The sequence below is a fragment of the Streptomyces sp. NRRL B-24572 genome (genome assembly GCF_002156145.1).
Taxonomy (GTDB): Bacteria; Actinomycetota; Actinomycetes; order Streptomycetales; family Streptomycetaceae; genus Streptomyces; species Streptomyces vietnamensis.
The window spans coordinates 1-17639 of the sequence record NZ_MWIG01000081.1 but is presented as its reverse complement, the minus strand read 5'-3'; the positions used below and the strand labels follow the sequence as shown (position 1 = coordinate 17639).

At 71.2% G+C, this 17639-nt stretch carries 10 protein-coding genes; 9 read left to right on the top strand and 1 reads right to left on the bottom strand.

Annotated elements, in window-relative coordinates:
* From CCN56_RS42965 to CCN56_RS05190, 7 genes are all read left to right on the top strand, one after another.
* A partial coding sequence (locus tag CCN56_RS42965; protein WP_086824064.1) for an FG-GAP-like repeat-containing protein occupies positions 1–2159 on the top strand: 2159 nt, incomplete at its 5' end.
* A gap of 23 nt (positions 2160–2182) precedes the next feature.
* On the top strand, positions 2183–4402 hold the full coding sequence (locus CCN56_RS42960) for a VCBS repeat-containing protein (RefSeq protein ID WP_086824062.1): 2220 nt from the start codon (positions 2183–2185) through the stop codon (positions 4400–4402).
* A gap of 131 nt (positions 4403–4533) precedes the next feature.
* Positions 4534–6774 carry a VCBS repeat-containing protein gene (locus tag CCN56_RS05210; protein WP_179199694.1) on the top strand — a complete coding sequence of 747 codons (2241 nt, stop codon included), beginning with the start codon at positions 4534–4536 and terminating at the stop codon, positions 6772–6774.
* 88 nt (positions 6775–6862) lie between these two features.
* Positions 6863–9136, top strand: a complete 2274-nt coding sequence (locus CCN56_RS05205; protein ID WP_143664433.1) for a VCBS repeat-containing protein — start codon at positions 6863–6865, stop codon at positions 9134–9136.
* Positions 9137–9225: 89 nt separating this feature from the next.
* Complete coding sequence (locus CCN56_RS05200) at positions 9226–11454, top strand: VCBS repeat-containing protein (protein ID WP_086824055.1); 2229 nt, start codon at positions 9226–9228, stop codon at positions 11452–11454.
* Positions 11455–11586: 132 nt separating this feature from the next.
* The gene (locus tag CCN56_RS05195; protein WP_086824053.1) at positions 11587–13830 is read left to right on the top strand and encodes a VCBS repeat-containing protein; all 2244 of its coding nucleotides are present in this window, start codon (positions 11587–11589) and stop codon (positions 13828–13830) included.
* Between the two features lie 100 nt (positions 13831–13930).
* Positions 13931–16159 carry a VCBS repeat-containing protein gene (locus CCN56_RS05190; RefSeq protein WP_086824051.1) on the top strand — a complete coding sequence of 743 codons (2229 nt, stop codon included), beginning with the start codon at positions 13931–13933 and terminating at the stop codon, positions 16157–16159.
* Here the strand turns inward: CCN56_RS05190 and CCN56_RS05185 are convergent.
* A complete protein-coding gene (locus tag CCN56_RS05185) occupies positions 16138–16557 on the bottom strand; it encodes an ATP-binding protein (protein WP_086824049.1) in 420 nt (139 codons plus the stop codon). The genes CCN56_RS05190 and CCN56_RS05185 overlap by 22 nt on opposite strands.
* Positions 16558–16648: 91 nt before the next feature.
* On the opposite strand from CCN56_RS05185, the gene CCN56_RS05180 reads away from it, so the two are divergent.
* The gene (locus tag CCN56_RS05180) at positions 16649–17512 is read left to right on the top strand and encodes a helix-turn-helix transcriptional regulator (protein ID WP_086824046.1); all 864 of its coding nucleotides are present in this window, start codon (positions 16649–16651) and stop codon (positions 17510–17512) included.
* Positions 17509–17639: DUF397 domain-containing protein (locus CCN56_RS05175; RefSeq protein WP_143664432.1), on the top strand; the 131-nt coding region annotated here is incomplete at its 3' end. The genes CCN56_RS05180 and CCN56_RS05175, both read left to right, overlap by 4 nt.

The following is a 17639-nucleotide window of genomic DNA, read 5'->3' as shown; positions in this document are numbered from 1 at the left end:
CCTCCACCTCCGTCCAGGGACCGGCGAACGCCCTCGACGGCGCGATCTCCATCCCGCAGACGAGCCGGATCGTCGGCGCCGGCCCCTCCGGCTTCCTGACCGTCGAGTACCGGAACGGCCAGGAGACCTACCGCTGGACGAGCACCGTCGACCGCACCACCACGACCCTGCCCCAGCAGACCGAGTACTTCGCCGGCCACTCCGACACGGTCGTCACCCGGGTGCCCACGCGCACCCAGTACCTGCTCCGGGACATGTCGGACCCGAGCGGCGCCACCACCGTCATCGAGCAGCCCGACACCCGGCAGCTGCTGCGGACGGTCATCGGCCGGACCCTGCTCTTCTCCTCGTACGACTCCACGTCCAGGACGGGTGAGGTCCGGCTCAGGACCGAGGGCGTGTACGCGGACTCCGACCGCCGGGTGACCGGGTTCCCCGCCAACGCCCGCGTCTGGCGGGCCGAGACGATCTCGCCGACGACCGCCCTCGTCCGGTACACGGTCGACACCGGCGACTCCGTCATCGGCTACCTCGCCGTCGTGGACGCCACCACCGCCCAGGTCGTCGAGAAGCGCGAGGCCGGCGCCAAGGACTTCGCGGCCGACGCCACTTCCTTCGCCTGGGTCACGGGCGGGGCGACGGACCCGTATGCCGCCCGGATCCGTTTCGCCGAGCGCGGCGGGGAGGGCTCCGGGCCGGTCATCGACCTCGCCTCCCTCACCTCGGGCGGCTGGAACTTCGACAGCATGCACATCGGCCTCGTCGGCTCCTGGGTGACGTACGGGCTGACGGAGGGCGGCACGACCCAGCACCCCACCCCGTACGACGCGCTCACCGCCGTCGACTCCCACAACCCCGACAGCAAGATCAAGCTGCTCGACCACGCCACGTCCTCGGTCTCCGCGCCCGACGGCAGCCTCCTCGTCCGCGGCGGCTCGGTCGCCCACGGCGAGGGCGTCTACCGGATCGCCCCGGACCCGGCCACCGGCAGGCCGGTCGTCACGCTCGTCGCGAGCACCGGACAGCCCACCGCGCTCACCCTCCTCAGGACGGACGTCCCCGCGACCGTCGACTTCGACGCCCTCACCGGGCCGGCGAAGCTCAGCTGGACCCTGTCCCGCAACAACGTCCAGGGCTCGGTGACGCTGCGGCACAAGGCGACGGGGCAGCAGGCCTCGTTCACGTTCAACACCTACTCGCACACTCCGGTCGACGGCGTGGTCACCATGAACTGGGACGGCTCGACCGCCAAGGTCCTCGGCGGCATCGGCGGCTTCGCCCCGGCCGGCGAGTACACGTGGGAGCTCAGCGCCACGCCGCTCAACAACATCGGCCCGGACCTCAAGAAGACCGGCACCTTCAAGGTCGCCCGCAAGACCGGCCCGCACGACTACACGTCCAACACGAGCCCGGACGTCCTGGCCCGGGACGCCTCCGGCAAGCTGTGGCGGGACGACACCGTCGTCACCCCGGCGGGAGAGGTCTCCTCGACCGGGCGGTACGCGGTCGGCACCGGCTGGGGGATCTACAACCAGCTGGAGGCCGTCGGCGACGTCGCCGGCGGCGCGGCCCCCGACCTCCTCGCCCGAGACGCCTCGGGCGTCCTGTGGCTGTACCAGGGCAACGGGAACGGCGGCTTCGCGACGCGCGTGAAGGTCGGCTCCGGCTGGAACACGTACAAGCAGCTCACCGGCGGCTCCGACCTCAACGGCGACGGCCGCTCGGACCTCCTCGCGACCGACACGACCGGCGCGCTGTGGTTCTACAAGGGCACCGGCAACGCCACGGCCCCCTTCGCGGCGCGCGTGAAGGTCGGCGGTGGCTGGGGGATCTACAACCGGATCACGGCCGTCGGCAACCTCGCCGGTACGGCCGCCGGCGACCTCGTCGCCCGCGACACCTCCGGCGTCCTGTGGCTCTACCAGGGCAACGGCAGCGGCGGCTTCACCACGCGCGTGAAGGTCGGCTCCGGCTGGGGCGGCTTCACCCACCTCGTGGGCGTCGGCGACGCCGACCGCGACGGCCGGGTGGACCTCTACGCCGCCGGGCGCTCCGGCTCCCGCCTCTACTCGGGCACCGGGGTCGCGACGGCCCCCTTCAAGCCGGGCGTGTTCACGGACGTGCACTCCGACGCCGCCCAGTTCAACTCGATCTTCTGACCGGTCTTTTCAGGAAGGCGCACATGAAGCACACCCGTATATCCGGCCGCCGTCTGGCCGCAGCGGTCCTCACCCTCGCCACGGTCGCCTCCGTGACGGGGACCCTCGTCACCGCCCCGGCCTTCGCCGCCACCACCGCCGAGGGCCGGTGCGCGCCGACCGCCGCCGGCCTGCTGCCCGTCGGCGCCGAGGTCGTCTCCACCGGCGCCTACGGCTACGTCACGACCTGCACGGACGAGAACGGCACCACCGCCCTGGAGTGGCACCACACCGATGGCACCGTGTCGACGCTGTCGGGGCCGAACGCCTACGACTCCACCTCCGACTACATGCTGACGGGCGACGGCAGCATGTTCACCGCGTACAACCCGGCGACCACGACGTACGCCAACCTCAACATCGGTGTGTTCGGTTCCGGCGCCCAGCTGGTCGGCATCGTCCGCGACAGCCTCTTCGTGAGCGTCCCGAGCGGCACCGAGAACTACCGCGATCTGTGGAAGCTGACCCAGGTCAACGGCGTCGTCCAGAAGACGAAGCTCACGTCCGGCATGCGCAAGAACGTGGACTTCAAGGTCGTCGCCACCGACGGAACGAACATGGTCGTCCTGGGCACCGAGATGGTGCAGGGCACATCGGGCCTTGAGCCCAAGTGGTGGAGCGCGACCACGGGCGCCTTCAACAACTCGGTCGTCGACTGGGGCGGCAGCACCGGCACCGCCCAGTGGTCCCAGTCCTCGACCGGCGCCCTCACCGCCAACTGGCAGGCGTGGGTCCACTCGGCCCCGGAGGGCGGCCTGGAGATCAGAGCGGAGAAGCTCGGCACCACCACGGTCACGCGCATCCCGCTGACCGACGCCATGGCCGGTGCCGTCGTCGCCGGCATCGTCGGCGACACGATCCTGTACGGCGTCCCGGGCACCGCCACCGCCGAGAACCCCAGCCCGCTGTACGCGCGGAGCCTCACCGACGCGGGCGCCCAGCCGTACAAGCTCCTGGCCAACTTCTCCAGCGTGGCCCACGCCCCCGACGGCACCCTGCTCGTGCGCGGTTTCGGCGCCGACGGCGACGGCGTCTTCCGGATCTCCGGCTCGGGCGGCGCCCGCCCGACGGTCGCCCTGGAGGCCACCACGGGCCGGGTCCTGGGCGTCCAGGTGACCGGCTCGAAGGTCCCGGCGACGGTGAGCCTGGAGAAGCCGGGCACCGAGGTCCCGATGGAGTGGACGCTGTCGCGCGGCGACGTCGATGTGGAGGTCACGCTCACGCATGCCGCCACCGGCAAGAAGCTCGTCACGCACCTGGTGAACCCGGTCAGCGGGAACACCTTCCGTCTCCCCTGGAACGGCGTCCTCGACGGCGTCAGCGCCCCGAACGGCGACTACACCTGGTCCGTGAAGGCGACCCCGAGCGACGGCACCGCCCCGGCGACCGCCTCCGGCGGCTTCGCGGTCACGCGGACGGCCAACCCGCACGACTTCACCGACAACGGCTCGACGGACGTCCTGGCCCGGGACGCCTCCGGCACGCTGTGGCGCGACGACCTGTTCGACTGGCCCGTGGGCAGCCAGATCAACACCGCCCGCCGTACGAAGATCGGCTCGGGCTGGGGCACGTACAAGCAGATCGAGGCCGTCGGCAACATCATCGGCCGTACGCCCGGCGACCTCGTCGCCCTCGACGGCACCGGCGTGCTGTGGCTGTACTCCGGCAAGGGCGACGGCACCTTCGCCACCCGCACCAAGGTCGGCGGCGGATGGGGCGTCTACAACAAGATGACCGGCGGCTCGGACCTCACCGGCGGCGGCAGGTCCGACCTCCTCGCCACCGACACCTCCGGCGTGCTGTGGCTCTACCCGAGCACCGGCGACCTCTTCCACCCGTTCGGGAACCGCGTCAAGATCGGCGGCGGCTGGGGGATCTACAACCAGATCACCGCGGTCGGCAACATCGCGGGCTCGTCCGCGGACGACCTGGTCGCCCGTGACACCTCCGGCGTCCTGTGGCTCTACCAGGGCAACGGCTCCGGTGGTTTCTCCACCCGGGTGAAGGTCGGTTCCGGCTGGGGTGCCTTCTCCCAGCTGGTCGGCGCGGGCGACGTGAACGCCGATGGCCGCCCGGACCTGATCGCGTACGGGACGGGCGGCACGTACGTCTACAAGTCCACCGGCTCGGCCACGGCGCCGTTCACGCGCCTGACGACGAACCTGTACGCGGGCGAAGGGACGAAGTTCAACTCCGTTTCCTAGCCGACGGGGTTCGGCACCGGCAATGTTCCAAGCCCTACGGTGCCGGGCCACAACCTTCCGGCCCCCTCGGCGATCGGTAAGGGTGTGACGGATCATCCGTCACACCCTTACCTCTGGGGGAGGAACACGTTTTGCCGCACGTACGCACACCCCGGAGACGACTGGGCGCGGCCATCGCAGCCGTGCTCGCCGTCACCACCGCCGCCGGTCTCGCGACCCCGGCCTTCGCCGCCGCCCCGGCCACCCCCGTACAGGCGGTCACGGACGAGCAGGACACGCTGCTCACGCTCCCCGCCGACTCGACGCTCATCAGCGCCGGCCGCACCGGCATGCTGAGCGCCACCGGCGGGCAGAGCGTCGTCTACCGCTGGACGCGCTTCTCCGACGGCGTCACCACCACGCTCTCCGGGAGGCACTGGGGCGCCCTGGGCACGGACACCGTCGCCACGCAGAACGGAAGCGTGATCACGCTCACCGACATGAGCGGTGCCTCGGAGCCCCTCGTGATCGACACCTCCGCCTTCAACACGGCCGCCACCCCTTACACGCTCAACCGGGTCGTCGGCTCCACCCTCGTCATGACGGTGAGCACGGCTTCCGGCCTGGAGTACCACCTCGTCTCCGCGGAGGGCGGCCAGGTCGTCGACCGGAAGGTCGTCCTGCCCGAGGGTTCCCGGCCCCTGCTGATGTACACCAACAAGCCCGGCACCCTCGTGCTCCACTACAACCGCGTGGTCGACGGGGTCTGGACGAAGCACGTGGGCGTGGTGGATCCCGCCACCGGCGCGGTCACCGAGACGTACGGGACCGCGTCGTCCACCGTCACCGGCTCCACCGTCCTGTCCCCGACCCACGTGGCCTGGGCCGAGACGCCCGCCGGGGGCCAGGCGACCCTCGCCGTGGCCCGCCGGGGCGGCACGGAGGTCGAGCGGACACCGCTGGACTCCCGCAGGACGAACTCGCAGGACATCATCCTCAAGCTGGTCGGCGACTGGGTGACGTACGACCGGAACGGCGGCGGCACGGCCACCTGGGCCGATACCCTCCACCCCCTCACCGCCCGCTCCCTGAAGACCGGCGAGACGGTCAGGCTCCTGGACCACGTCCAGTCCGCCACCGTCGACCCCGACGGCAGCCTGCTGGTCCTCGGCGGCACGGTCGAGCAGGGCGAGGGCCTCTACCGCGTCGCCCCCGGCGCCGACGGCACCCCGGTCGCCACTCTGGTGACGAGCGCCGGCCGGCCCACCGTCCTCACGGTGGAGAAGGAGACCCTCCCCCCGAGCAGCGTCGACCTCGACCGCAACAGCGGCTCGCTGAAGGCCTCGTGGTCGCTCAGCCGGTTCAACGCGACCGCGAGCCTGGTCTTCACGCACACCGCGTCCGGTCTGAAGCGGACCATCAGCTCCCCCTTCCCGCGCACGGGGGTGACCGACTTCCCGTTCGTCTGGGAAGGGCTGTTCGACAACGGCCTCCCGGCGTACAACGGCGAGTACACCTGGACGATGACGGCGAAGCCCGCCAACGGCATCGGACCCGACGTCGTCCGCACCGGCACGCTCACCCTCACCCGCGCGCCGAGGCCGCACGACTTCGACGACAACGGCTCACCGGACCTCCTCTCCCGGGACGGGGCGGGCCGGCTGCGCTCGTACGACATCGGCCAGATCGACCGGGAGCGCACGGCCCAGCCCCTGACCCCCGGGGACTTCGGGACGGGCTGGGACACGTACGACCGGATCGCGGCCACCGGCGACATCGCCGGCACGACCGCCGGGGACGTCGTCACCCGCGACAAGGCGGGCGTGCTCTGGCTGCACCAGGGCAACGGCAAGGGCCTCGCTCCCCGGACGAAGGTCGGCGGCGGCTGGCAGATCTACAACAAGCTCACCGCCGGCTCCGACCTCACCGGCGACGGCCGCCCGGACCTCCTCGCCACCGACACCACGGGCGTGCTGTGGCTCTACAAGGCCACGGGCGACGCCGTGAAGCCCTTCGCGCCGCGTGTGAAGGTCGGCGGCGGGTGGGGCGTCTACAACCGGATCACCGCCACCGGCAACCTCGCCGGAGCGGCCGCCGGTGACCTCGTCGCCCGCGACAAGGACGGCGTCCTCTGGCTGTACCTCGGCAAGGGCGACGGCACCTTCGCGCCCCGCACGCGGATCGGCAGCGGCTGGAACCAGTACACGAGCCTGGTCGGCATCGGCGACACCGACCGCGACGGCAAGAACGACCTCATCGCGTACGACGTCCTCGGCGGCCGCTACGACAGCCTCTACGTGTACAAGGGCACGGGCGACTGGCGGGCCCCGTTCGCGTCCCGCCGGGCGCCGTACAACCCCGGTGTGGGCGACGGAGTGACCGAACTCTTCTGATCACGACGCACAACCCTTCGAGCGGTCCGTGAGTCATGTGGGCGTGGCGATCTCGCCGCGCCCACACCTCTGGGGAGGAAACACCACTTTGTCCAGAGCACATGTGTCCCGGCACCGTCTCGCCGCCGCTGCGACCCTCGTAGCCGCCGTCACCGTGGGCACGCTCACGGCCGTACCGGCGGCCGTGGCGACGACGGGGGCCGTGACGGCGGCCGGGGACACGCAGCAGGTCACGCCGGAGCTGCCGCCGGGCTCCCGGATCCGGGGCAACGGCACGTCGGGCTTCCTGACGCGGCTGCCCTCGGACGGGACCTTCCGCTGGACGCGGTACGAGGACGGCGTCACGACCGTGCTGCCCGCCGGTGACTACCAGGGCGGCCAGCAGACCGACACGATCGCGAAGCGGGAGGGGGCCGCGTACAAGCTGTACGACATGGCCACCGGCGCCGATCCCGAGGTCGTCGACACCGCCTTCCTGGGCACGTCCGCCGAGTTCACCGGACTGGCCGGCGCCACCGTCGTCCTGAAGGTCACCGACGCCGACAAGAAGACCTCCCTCCACCTCGTCGGCAAGCCCGCGGACACCGTCGTGGACCGCAAGGTGAGCGGGCTGCCCGAGGACGTCGTGATCCACTACGCGCGCGCGGACTCGCCCGACACCCTGACCCTGCTCTACACCGGCACGGTCGGCGGGGTGTCCGCGAAGCACGTGGCCCGTGTGGACGTCGCCACCGCCGAGGTCACCGAGGACCGCGCCGTCCCGAAGGCGTACGACGAGATCGTGCCCGGCCCGGGCTACACCCGGCGCGTGCTGTCCGGCGTCAGCGCGACCGCCACCCACGCGGCCTGGACGGAGAAGTCGTCCACCGGCACCGTGGACCTGGTGGTGGCCCGGTGGGGCGAGACCGCCGTCCAGCGCATCCCCGTCGGGACCACGAACCCGGTCGACGTCCGCCTGCTCGGCGACTGGGTGATGTACACCGTGACCGGCGGGGCCAAGGCCCTCACGCCCGACCCGTACTACGCGCTGACGGCCCGCTCCCTCACGAGCGGAAAGACCGTCACGCTCCTCGACCACGTGGTCAGCCTCCGGTACGCGCCCGGCGGCGCGGCCCTGGTCCAGGGCGGGTCGATCGCCCAGGGCGACGGCCTCTTCCGGATCGCCCCCGGCGAGGACGGCACCCCGGCCGCCACGCAGGTGGCGAGCACGGGCGAGACCGTCGTGCTCGGCGCCAAGGAGTACGCGAACGCTCCCCTCCCCACCTCGGCCGACCTCGCGCGCGGCGACGAGCCGGGCTTCTTCTGGGAGTTCAGCAAGCCCAACCGGTTCCGCGTCGTCCTCACCCACACCGCGTCCGGGAAGCGCTGGACCTCCGACCTCGGCTTCACGGAACGCGACGGTTCCCTTTCCGGGGTGCGCTGGACCGGCATGTTCGACGACCACTCCGCCGCCTCCAACGGCGACTACACTTGGAAGATGACCGCCCGCCCGTCCAACGGCATCGGGCCCGACCTGGTCAGGACCGGCACCCTCAAGGTCAGCAGCAAGCCCGCCCCGCACGACTTCTCCGACAGCGGCCTCGCGGACCTCCTCGTCCTGGACGGCTCGGGCTCGGGCCGGCTGCTCAACTACGACGCCCGTCAGAGCCTCTACGAGACCCGCTGGGGCTACAAGCGGACGCCCACGGTCATCGGCCAGGGCTGGAACATCTACGACCGGCTCGCGGCCCCCGGCAATCTGGACGCCTCCCCGTACGCCGACGTCATCGGCCGCGACCGGGTCGGCGACCTCTGGCTGTACTCCGGAACCGGCCACGCCTTCGCCCCCCGTACGAAGATCGGCGGCGGCTGGCAGACCTACGACAAGCTCGTCGGCGGCAGCAGCGACCTCACCAACGACGGCCGCTCCGACCTCCTCGCCGCCGACAAGGCCGGCGACCTGTGGCTGTACAAGGGCACCGGCAAGGGAACCGCACCCTTCGCCGCCCGCAAGAAGATCGGCGGCGGCTGGGGCGTCTACAACCAGATCTCCGCCGTCGGCAACCTCGCCGGAGGCCCCGCCGGCGACCTCGTCGCCCGCGACCGGGCCGGTGTCCTCTGGCTGTACCTCGGCAAGGGCGACGGCACGTTCGCGCCGCGCACCAGGATCGGCAGCGGCTGGGACCGCTACACCGACCTCGTCGGCGTCGGCGACGTCAACAGGGACGGCCGCCCGGACCTCGTCGCCCAGGGAGTCATGGGCGGCAACTTCGAGACCCTCTCCTACTACGTGGGCACGGGCGACTGGCGCGCGCCGTTCAGCTCCCGGCGCGAGGTGTACAGCCCGGAGCCGCTCGGGACGTACCCCACGACCCTGTTCTGACCCGGGCGTACAACCTTCCGATCTCCTCGGGGGTCCTGTGGGCATGGCGTCGAACGCCATGCCCACACCTCTGGGGGAGGAACAGTCTCTTGACCCGCACACGCACCGCCCGGATCCGGCTGGGCGCGGCGGTGACGGCCGTCCTGGCCGTGACCACTGTGACCGTCACGCCTTCCTTCGCCGCGGCGGCGGCCGTGGCCCCGGCCGCCGCCGCGCAGTCGGCGGAGCAGGACGTCGTCCCGTTCCCGGTCGACGCCTCGGTCCTCAGCGCCGGCCCGACCGGCTTCCTGAGCGGCCAGGGCGGCACGCAGATCACCTACCGGTGGACGCGGTACGCGGACGGCGCCACGACCGTGCTCCCCGGGGGCTCATACGGGGGCTCGCGGCGCACGGACGTCGTGCGGGGGACCGACGGAAGCGGCGTCTTCAAGCTGTACGACATGGCGACGGACGCCGATCCGCTGGAGATCGACATCCGCCCCCTCGGCGAGGGCTACACCGTCGTGGGATCCGCCGGCACCCGGCTCGTGGCGAAGAAGGCCAACGCGACCGGCGGCACCGACCTCCACGTCATCGGCAAGCAGCAGGGGGACCTGGTCGACGACACGGTCACCGGCCTGCCGGCCGACGCCGCGATCACCAGCGTCAACGTGGACTCCTCCGACAGCGCCGTGGTCATGTACGCGGGCACCGTGGACGGGACGAAGCGGAGCCGCGCGGCCGTCGTGGACATCGCGACCCACGCGGTCGTCGAGGAGTACGGGACGCCCGACGTCCCCGTGGGGAACTCCGCCCTCTCGGCCACCCACATCGCCTGGGTCGAGAAGCCCGCGGACTCCACGGTGAAGGTGACCGTGGCCCGGCGGGACACCGGCGCGACCGTACGCCACGACCTGGGCATCACGAACTCCGTCGGCATCCAGCTGGTCGGCGACTGGCTGACGTACCGACAGTTCGCGCCGAACCCGACCTCGCTCCCGAACTCCAGGTACGCACTGCGGGCCTTCTCCCTGACGACGGGTGAGACGGTCGACCTCCTGGACCACACGCTGACCTCCACCCCCGGCCCCGACGGGACCCAGATGGCGCGGGGCGGGACGATCGAGCACGGCGAGGGCCTCTACCGGATCGCCCCCGGTGCCGACGGCGCCCGGCCGACGGTCACCCTCGTGGCGAGCACCGGCCAGTCCACCACGCTGGAGTTCGTGAAGCACGACGTCCCCGAGACGATCGACTTCGACGGCGTCACCACCCCGGTCCCACTGACCTGGACCCTCAACAGGCCGGCGATGGAGGTACGCGTCAGGCTGGAGCACCCCGCGACCGGCAAATCGTGGAGTCCCGAGATCTCCTCCTACGGAGAAGGCCGATACGGCTTCAAGTGGGACGGCACGTTCGTCACGAGCAACCCCGCCATTCCCGCCGAGTACAGGGCCCCCGCCCCCAACGGCGACTACACCTGGCGCTTCACGGCGCAGCCCATCGGCGGCATCGGCCCGGCCGTGGAGAAGACCGGCACCTTCAAGGTCGTCCGCAAGGTCGTCCCGCACGACTTCGACGACAACGGCACCCCCGACCTGCTCGTGCGGGACTCCACCGGTCTGAAGCTGTACAACACGAGCAGCCCCCTCGGCTCGTGGACCCCCGATTTTCCCACCTGGCTCGGCACCGGCGGCTGGAACGCCTACGACCGGCTCGTCTCCCCCGGGAACGTCGCCGGCGCCCCGCAGTCCGACATCGTCGCCCGCGACAAGACCGGCGTCCTCTGGCTCCACCAGGGCACCGGCCACGCCCTCGCGCCCCGCGTGAAGATCGGCGGCGGCTGGAACATCTACAACAAGCTCACCGGCGGCAGCGACCTCAACGGCGACGGCCGCCCCGACCTCCTCGCCACCGACACCAGCGGCGTCCTGTGGCTGTACAAGGGCACCGGCTCCGCCACGGCCCCCTTCTCGCCCCGCGTGAAGGTCGGCGGCGGCTGGGGCGTCTACAACCAGATCACCGCCACCGACAACATCGGCGGCGGCCCGGCCGGCGACCTCGTCGCCCGCGACACCGCCGGCGTCCTCTGGCTCTACCTCGGCAAGGGCGACGGCACCTTCGCCGCCCGGACGAGGATCGGCGGCGGCTGGAACGCGTACTACGGGCTCGCCGGCTTCGGCGACGTCGACCGCGACGGCCACCCGGACCTGCTGGCGAACAACCACTACGGCAACACGTACGTCTACAAGGGCACGGGCGATTGGCGCGCACCCTTCGGGACCCGCCAGGCCATCTACTCCTACGACTACTTCGGCTCGGACCTGACGATCTTCTGACGGTCTTCTGCCGGATCGGCGGGATACGGCCGGAACAGGGCGCCCGGACCGTACAACCTTCCGGGCACCTCAAGAGTCCTGCGGGCGCGGCGGATCGCGCCGCGCCCGCGCCTCTTGAGAGAGAGCACTGCCTTGGCACACGCACGCACGTCCCGCCACCGGCTCGCCGCCGCCGTGGCCGTCGCCCTCGCCGTCACGGCGGGCGTCCTGGCCTCGCCCGCCGTGGCTGCGACCGGCGCGGGCCCGGAGACGGCGGCCGTCGCGGCGGATCAGCAGGTCGCCACCGTGCCCACCCTGCCGCAGGACTCCCAGCTGGTCGGCAACGGCCCGTCGGGGTTCCTCACCCGTCACAACGACGGCGGCTTCTCCTGGACCCGGTACGCGGACGGCGTCACGACCGCGCTGCCCGCGGGCTCCAGGGGCACCGTCCGCGCGGACACCGTCGTGGCCTCGGCCGGAACCGTCCACACCGTGTACGACATGTCCGGGGCCTCCTCCCCCGTGTCCATCGACATCGGCTTCCTCGGCACGGGCGCCACCCTCATGGACCTGGTCGGCAGCACCCTCGTCGTGAGCGTCCCCAAGGACGACGGCAGCGAGGGCCGGGACGTCCACCTCGTCAGCAAGCCGGACGGCACGATCATCGACCGTACGGTCTTCGGGCTGCCCACGGACATGGCCGCGCGCGACCTCTCCAGCCAGGTGGACTCGCCGGACACCTTGTCCCTCCTGTACGACGTACCCGAGGGCAACGCGGCCGGCTGGCGTACGGCCGTGGTGGACGTCGCCACCGCCAAGGCGGTGGAGGAGCGCCGCGCGACACGAGGCGGATACCAGACCGACGTCACCCTGTCCGCCACGCACCTGGCCTGGGCCGAGGCCCCGACCGCCGACGGAGCGGTGGCCCTGGAGGTGGCCCGGCGGGGCGAGGCCGACTCCACCCGCATTCCCATCGGCTACGGACAGTTCCTCCAGACCGAGTTGATGGACGACGACTGGCTGGCATACGCCGAAACGACGAAGCCTGGTTTCCTGCAGCGCCACCCCAACCCCCTCTACGGGCTGACGCTCCGCTCGCTGACGACCGGGCAGACGGTGAAGGTCCTCGACGTCGTCGACACCATCCGCAGCCAGTCGGACTCCGAGCTCCTCGTGCAGGGCGGCACGATCGAGCAGGGCGAGGGCATCTACCGGATCGCCACGGGGCCGGACGGCCTCCCCGCCGCCACCCTCGTGGCGAGCCTGGGCAGGCCCGTCGCGCTCACCGTGGTGGGCGAAGAGGTGCCTGCCACCGTCGACTTCGACACGGCCGGCTCCAAGGCGCGGTTCTTCTGGCAGTTCGGGAGGCAGGGCGCGGATATCCGGCTCGTCCTCACCCACGAGGCGTCCGGGAAGCGTTGGACCTCCTACGCCGACGACATGTACGCGCGCAACGGGGTCACCATGAACTGGCCCGGCCAGTTCGACAACGCCGTCGCCGCCTACCACGGCACGTACACCTGGAAGATGACGGCGACCCCCTGGAACGGCATCGGCCCGGCGGTAGAACGATCCGGCACCCTCAAGGTCGTCGGCAAGGCGCATCCCCACGGCTACTCCGACAGCGGCTCCCCCGACCTGCTCCTCACGAACAGCGCGGGACGCCTCTCCTCCCTCGACGTCCGGCAGATGTTCGACAACCGCTATCAGGGCGCGTGGGAGCGGACCGACCGGGGCGGCGGCTGGAACACGTACGACCGGATCATCGCCCCGGGCAACCTGGCCGGTTCCTCCTACGCCGACCTGCTCGGCCGCGACCGGACGGGCGTCCTCTGGTACTACCGGGGCACCGGGCACTCCTTCGCCCCCCGGACCGAGGTGGGCGGCGGCTGGCAGATCTACGACAAGTTCACCGCCGGCAGCGACCTCACCGGCGACGGCCGCCCCGACCTCCTCGCCACCGACAGGTCCGGCGTCCTCTGGCTCTACCGGGCCACCGGCAACGAGCAGGCCCCGTTCGCCCCGCGCAAGCGCGTCGGCAGCGGCTGGGGCGTCTACAACCGGCTCACCGCCACCGGAAACCTCGCCGGAGGCCCGGCCGGTGACCTCGTCGCCCGCGACAAGGACGGTGTCCTCTGGCTCTACCTCGGCAAGGGCGACGGCACCTTCGCCGCCCGCACCCGCATCAGCGGCGGCTGGAACCAGTACACCGATCTCGTCGGCATCGGCGACGCCGACAAGGACGGCCGCGCCGACCTGCTCGCGGTGGACCACAGGGGCACCACCACCGACGGCGTGGAGATCTACAGGGGCACGGGTGACTACCGGGCCCCCTTCACGAATCCCAGCTGGGGCGTGGGCTTGGGCTATGCCAAGGACTTCGACAGGGCCTTCTGACGGATCAGCCGACCGGACGTACAACCTTTCGATCCGCCCGGAGGTCCTGTGGTCGGGGCATGGAGCACCATGCCCCGACCACAGGGGGAGGAACAGCATCGTGTCCCCAGCACGTACGTCCCGGCACCGGCTCGCCGCCGCCGTCACCGTCGCCCTCGCCGTCACCGTGGGCACCCTCACGGCGGGCGCGGCGGCGACGGCCGCGCCCGCGGCCTTCGCGACGACGGGGGCCGTGACGGCTGCCGCCGGGGAGTCGGCGGAGCAGGACGTCGTGCCGTTCCCGGTCGATTCCTGGGTCATGGGTGCCGGCCCGACGGGCTTCCTGAGTACTCAGAGCATCATCAACACACCCCTCACCTGGCGGTGGACGCGCTTCGCGGACGGCGTCACAACGGTCCTCCCCGGAGTGTCGTACGCATCGGCCCACGGGTCGGACATCGTGTCGAGCGGCTCGAAGGACGGTGTCTTCACGCTGTACGACATGGGCAGCGGAGGCGATCCGCTGGAGATCGACATCAACCCCCTCGGCGGCGGCTACACCTTCGCGAGGTACGCGGGCACCCGCCTCGTCATGAAGAAGGCCAACGCGACCGGCGGAACCGACGTCCACATCATCGGCAAGCCACAGGGTGTCCTGGTCGACGAGACGGTGACCGGCCTGCCTGCCGACGCCGTGATCACCTACATCGACGTGGACTCGCCCGACACCGCCGTGATCCGGTACTCGGGCACCGTGGACGGGGTGAAGCGGAACCGGGCGGCCGTCGTGGACATCGCGACCCACGCGGTCGTCGAGGAGTACGAGCTGCCCGAGGGCGAGGTGGGGAGCACCGCTTTGTCGGCCACCCACATCGCCTGGGTCGAGAAGTCCGCGGACTCCACGACAAAGGTGGCTGTGACCCGGCGGGGCACGAACGAAACCGTGCGCCACGACCTGGGGACAACGGCCTTCGTCGCCATCGAGCTGATCGGCGACTGGGTGACGTACCGCCAGTTCGGGACCTACGGGTCGCTGAACCCGAACGCCCTGTACGCGCTCTACGCCCGCTCCCTGACGACCGGCGAGACGGTCAAGCTCCTGGAGCACACGACGAGCTCCGTTTCCGGCGCCGGCGGAGTCCAGATGGCGCGGGGCGGGACGATCGACCAGGGCGAGGGCCTCTACCGGATCGCCCCCGGCGCCGACGGCGCCCCGCCGGTGGTCACGCTCGTGGCGAGCACCGGCGAACCCACGAAGCTGGGGCTGGTGAAGCAGGACGTCCCCGCGACGATCGACTTCGACCGCACCCCCGCCCCGGTTCCCCTGAGCTGGACCTTGAGCCGGACCGGGGCCACGGTGAACGTCGAACTGGTGCACACGGCGACCGGAAAGCGGGCGACAGTCCAGGCCTACCTCTCCGGCGGAACCTACACCGCGAAGTGGGACGGCCTCCTCGGCGACTCCGTCACCGCGTACAACGGCGACTACACCTGGAAGCTGACGGCGACTCCCCACGACAAGATCGGCCCCGACCTCGTCGCCTCCGGGTCCTTCAAGGTCGTCCACAAGCCCACCTCGCACGACTTCGACGACAACGGCAGCTCCGACCTGCTCGTACGGAACGGCAACGGCGAGCTGTTCGTCCACGACGGGTACACGAACCGCTGGGGACCGACCTGGCAGGACGAGAACCCCGTGCGGATCGGCACGGGCTGGAACACCTACGACCAGCTCGTCGCCCCCGGCAACATCGCCGGTTCCTCGTACGCCGACATCGTCGCCCGCGACAAGACCGGCGTCCTCTGGCTGCACCAGGGCGCCGGCCGCACGCTCGCGCCCCGTGTGCGCGTCGGCGGCGGCTGGCAGATCTACGACCAGCTCACCGGCGGCAGCGACCTCAACGGCGACGGCCGCCCGGACCTCCTCGCCCGCGACAAGACCGGCGTCCTCTGGCTCTACAAGGGCACCGGCTCCGTCACGTCCCCGTTCGCCACACGCGTGAAGGTCGGCGGTGGCTGGGGCGTCTACAACACGATCACCGCCACCGAGAACATCGGCGGAGCCGCCGCAGGCGACCTCGTCGCCCGCGACGCGGCCGGCGTCCTCTGGCTCTACCTCGGCAGGGGCGACGGCACCTTCGCCTCCCGCACCAGAATCGGTGACTGGCGGAACTTCGTGCCGATCCGCGTGGGTGACGTCGACCACGACGGCCGCCCGGACCTGGTGGGCGACCCCGACGGAGCAGGGGTGTACTTCGCCAAGGGAACCGGCAATTGGAGGGCCCCCTTCGAGGACTTCGAGCTGAAGACCTACATATGGCCGACCTCCTACCCCACCACCATGTTCTGATCCGACAACGGCACGGTCGCCCAGACCGTCTTGCCGACGGACCGGCCCTTCACGCCCCACGCCGTGGCGAGGGCGGCGACGAGCAGCAGCCCGTACCCGCCCTCGTCCGGCGCCGGGGCGGGCACGGGCCGCCGCTCGCCCCGCGCGTCGGACAGCTCGACCCGTACGTGGTCGTCGCCCCGCTCCATCCGCACCTCGAAGTCCCGCCCGGGCACCCAGCCGTGCTGGACGGCGTTGTTGGCGAGCTCGGCGACAACCAGTTCGACGGCATCGGTTCCGGTCAGGCCCCAGTCGTGGAGCTGCTGCACGGCGAGTAACCGCGCCAGGCGTGCGCCCCGGCGCGTTGTCGAGAGCCGGAGCGTGAACTCACCGGTTGGAGTGGCGGTTTCGGATTTCATGCCCCCGAGCCTGGGCCCCCGACCGTACGCTGACCAGCAGCGACGCCACGACGCTGGGTAACTGTACGGGTACGCCACGAGGGCGGTACGGATGTCGGGGAACGAGGAGGAGCGGCCGGAACGGCCCTCCGAGGCGGACGGTACGGCGCACCTTTTCCGGGCGCTGGGCAAACAGATCAAGGCGCTGCGGAGGAACGCGGGCCTGAGCCAGGCGGAGCTGGCCGCCATCATCCATTGCAGCAAGGACCTGATCTCCTCGATCGAGAGGGGGGCACGAGTCCCCCAGCCGGACTTTCTGGTCATGGTCGACCCAGTGCTCGGGGCGGGTGGGGTGCTCGCGGCTGCGGCGGACGACGTACGGGAGGCGCTGTCGCGGGCGCGGACCCGACATCCGGACTGGTTCCAGGACTTCGCCCAGGCGGAAGCGAAGGCCGTGGCGCTGCATTACTACGAGGTGCAGGCCGTGCCGGGCCTTCTGCAGACGGAGGCATACGCGCGGTACCTCTTCGAGAACCGCCGTCCCATGCTCGACGAGGCGACGATCGAGAAGCGGGTGGCCGACCGGATCTCCCGACAGGTGATCCTCGACAAGTGGCCGTCGCCGACGATCAGCTTCGTCCTGGAGGCGGCAGTCCTGCTGCGCCCGTTCGGTGGACCGCAGGTCCACCGCGAGCAGCTGCGCCGCGTCCTGGACGTGGCCCGGCGGCGCACGATCGAGCTCCAGATCATGCCGCAGGACGGCACGGAACACCCCTACCTGGACGGCGCGTTCACGCTCCTCACCCCGCCGGGGCGGCGGGAGGTCGCGTACACCGAGATCTACGGACACGCCCGGCTGATCACCGCGCCAGAACAGGCGCGCACCTACGCCGAGCGCTATGGGATCATCCGGGCGCGGGCACTCTCGCCTCAGGAGTCCCTGGCCTGGATCGAAAAACTGCTGGGAGAACGATGAACACCACGGAACTGGCCTGGTTCAAGAGCAGTTACAGCAGCTCCGAGGGCGGCAACTGCATCGAAGTCGCCTACGACTGGCGCAAGTCCAGCTACAGCGGCGGCGAAGGCGGCAACTGCATCGAAGT

Bases quoted from the DNA above. Each gene is read 5' to 3' on its own strand.
- CCN56_RS42960 (WP_086824062.1), top strand. From the start codon at position 2,183: ATGAAGCACACCCGTATATCCGGCCGCCGTCTGGCCGCAGCGGTCCTC.
- CCN56_RS05185 (WP_086824049.1), bottom strand. From the start codon at position 16,557: ATGAAATCCGAAACCGCCACTCCAACCGGTGAGTTCACGCTCCGGCTC.
- CCN56_RS05180 (WP_086824046.1), top strand. From the start codon at position 16,649: ATGTCGGGGAACGAGGAGGAGCGGCCGGAACGGCCCTCCGAGGCGGAC.